This window comes from Cupriavidus laharis (genome assembly GCF_914271435.1).
In the GTDB taxonomy this organism is placed as follows: Bacteria; Pseudomonadota; Gammaproteobacteria; order Burkholderiales; family Burkholderiaceae; genus Cupriavidus; species Cupriavidus laharis.
In genome coordinates, this window is sequence record NZ_CAJZAI010000039.1 from 1 (window position 1) to 2383 (window position 2383).

Sequence of the window (2383 nt, forward strand, 5' to 3'; positions counted from 1 at the left end):
AGTCGCTGGGTGTAGACCCGAAACCAGATGATCTATCCATGGCCAGGTTGAAGGTGCGGTAACACGTACTGGAGGACCGAACCCACTAACGTTGAAAAGTTAGGGGATGAGCTGTGGATAGGGGTGAAAGGCTAAACAAATCTGGAAATAGCTGGTTCTCTCCGAAAACTATTTAGGTAGTGCCTCGTGTGTCACCTTCGGGGGTAGAGCACTGTCATGGTTGGGGGGTCTATTGCTGATTACCCCGCCATAGCAAACTCCGAATACCGAAGAGTGCAATCACGGGAGACAGACATCGGGTGCTAACGTCCGGTGTCAAGAGGGAAACAACCCAGACCGCCAGCTAAGGTCCCCAAGATTGGCTAAGTGGGAAACGAAGTGGGAAGGCTAAAACAGTCAGGAGGTTGGCTTAGAAGCAGCCACCCTTTAAAGAAAGCGTAATAGCTCACTGATCGAGTCGTCCTGCGCGGAAGATGTAACGGGGCTAAGCCAGTCACCGAAGCTGCGGACGCACAGTAATGTGCGTGGTAGGAGAGCGTTCCGTAAGCCTGAGAAGGTGTCTTGTAAAGGATGCTGGAGGTATCGGAAGTGCGAATGCTGACATGAGTAGCGATAAAGGGGGTGAAAGGCCCCCTCGCCGTAAGCCCAAGGTTTCCTACGCAACGTTCATCGGCGTAGGGTGAGTCGGCCCCTAAGGCGAGGCAGAGATGCGTAGCTGATGGGAAGCAGGTTAATATTCCTGCACCGTCGTATGATGCGATGGGGGGACGGATCGCGGAAGGTTGTCCGGGTGTTGGAAGTCCCGGTCCCTGCAGTGGAGAAGGCGCTTAGGCAAATCCGGGCGCGGGATTCAAGGCTGTGGGGCGAGCGAGCATTGCTTGCGAAGCAATTGGAAGTGGTTCCAAGAAAAGCCTCTAAGCTTCAGTCATACGAGACCGTACCGCAAACCGACACAGGTGGGCGAGATGAGTATTCTAAGGCGCTTGAGAGAACTCGGGAGAAGGAACTCGGCAAATTGGTACCGTAACTTCGGGATAAGGTACGCCCTGGTAGCTTGACTGGCCTGCGCCAGAAGGGTGACGGGGTTGCAATAAAATGGTGGCTGCGACTGTTTAATAAAAACACAGCACTCTGCAAACACGAAAGTGGACGTATAGGGTGTGACGCCTGCCCGGTGCCGGAAGATTAAATGATGGGGTGCAAGCTCTTGATTGAAGTCCCGGTAAACGGCGGCCGTAACTATAACGGTCCTAAGGTAGCGAAATTCCTTGTCGGGTAAGTTCCGACCTGCACGAATGGCGTAACGATGGCCACACTGTCTCCTCCCGAGACTCAGCGAAGTTGAAGTGTTTGTGATGATGCAATCTCCCCGCGGCTAGACGGAAAGACCCCATGAACCTTTACTGTAGCTTTGCATTGGACTTTGAACCGATCTGTGTAGGATAGGTGGGAGGCTTTGAAGCGTGGACGCTAGTCTACGTGGAGCCGTCCTTGAAATACCACCCTGGTTTGTTTGAGGTTCTAACCTTGGCCCGTGAATCCGGGTCGGGGACAGTGCATGGTAGGCAGTTTGACTGGGGCGGTCTCCTCCCAAAGTGTAACGGAGGAGTTCGAAGGTACGCTTGGTACGGTCGGACATCGTACCTAAAGTGCAATGGCAAAAGCGTGCTTAACTGCGAGACCGACAAGTCGAGCAGGTGCGAAAGCAGGACATAGTGATCCGGTGGTTCTGAATGGAAGGGCCATCGCTCAACGGATAAAAGGTACTCTGGGGATAACAGGCTGATACCGCCCAAGAGTTCATATCGACGGCGGTGTTTGGCACCTCGATGTCGGCTCATCTCATCCTGGGGCTGTAGCCGGTCCCAAGGGTATGGCTGTTCGCCATTTAAAGAGGTACGTGAGCTGGGTTTAAAACGTCGTGAGACAGTTTGGTCCCTATCTGCCGTGGGCGTTGGAATCTTGACGGGGGCTGCTCCTAGTACGAGAGGACCGGAGTGGACGTACCGCTGGTGTACCTGTTGTCTCGCCAGAGGCATCGCAGGGTAGCTATGTACGGAAGAGATAACCGCTGAAAGCATCTAAGCGGGAAACTCGCCTGAAGATGAGGATTCCCTGGCGGCTTGACCGCCTTGAAGGGTCGTTCGAGACCAGGACGTTGATAGGCTGGGTGTGGAAGCGCAGTAATGCGTTAAGCTAACCAGTACTAATTGCCCGTAAGGCTTGATCCTATAACCAGTGTGTTTTAGCCTGGTGAGTGATTCGCCTTGTGCCCGTGTGTTGACACAGCAAGCACAACCCAACACTACAGACTACATCCCTATTCGTGACGTTGGCCTCAACCCCAACGCCACAACCCCTCATGCCTGGTGACCATAGCGAG

General features: G+C 53.9%; 1 rRNA gene. It reads left to right on the forward strand.

The window, feature by feature from the left end:
* Positions 1–2231 (forward strand): 23S ribosomal RNA (locus tag LDO29_RS28020); the annotation flags it as partial.
* Positions 2232–2383 lie beyond the last annotated feature (152 nt).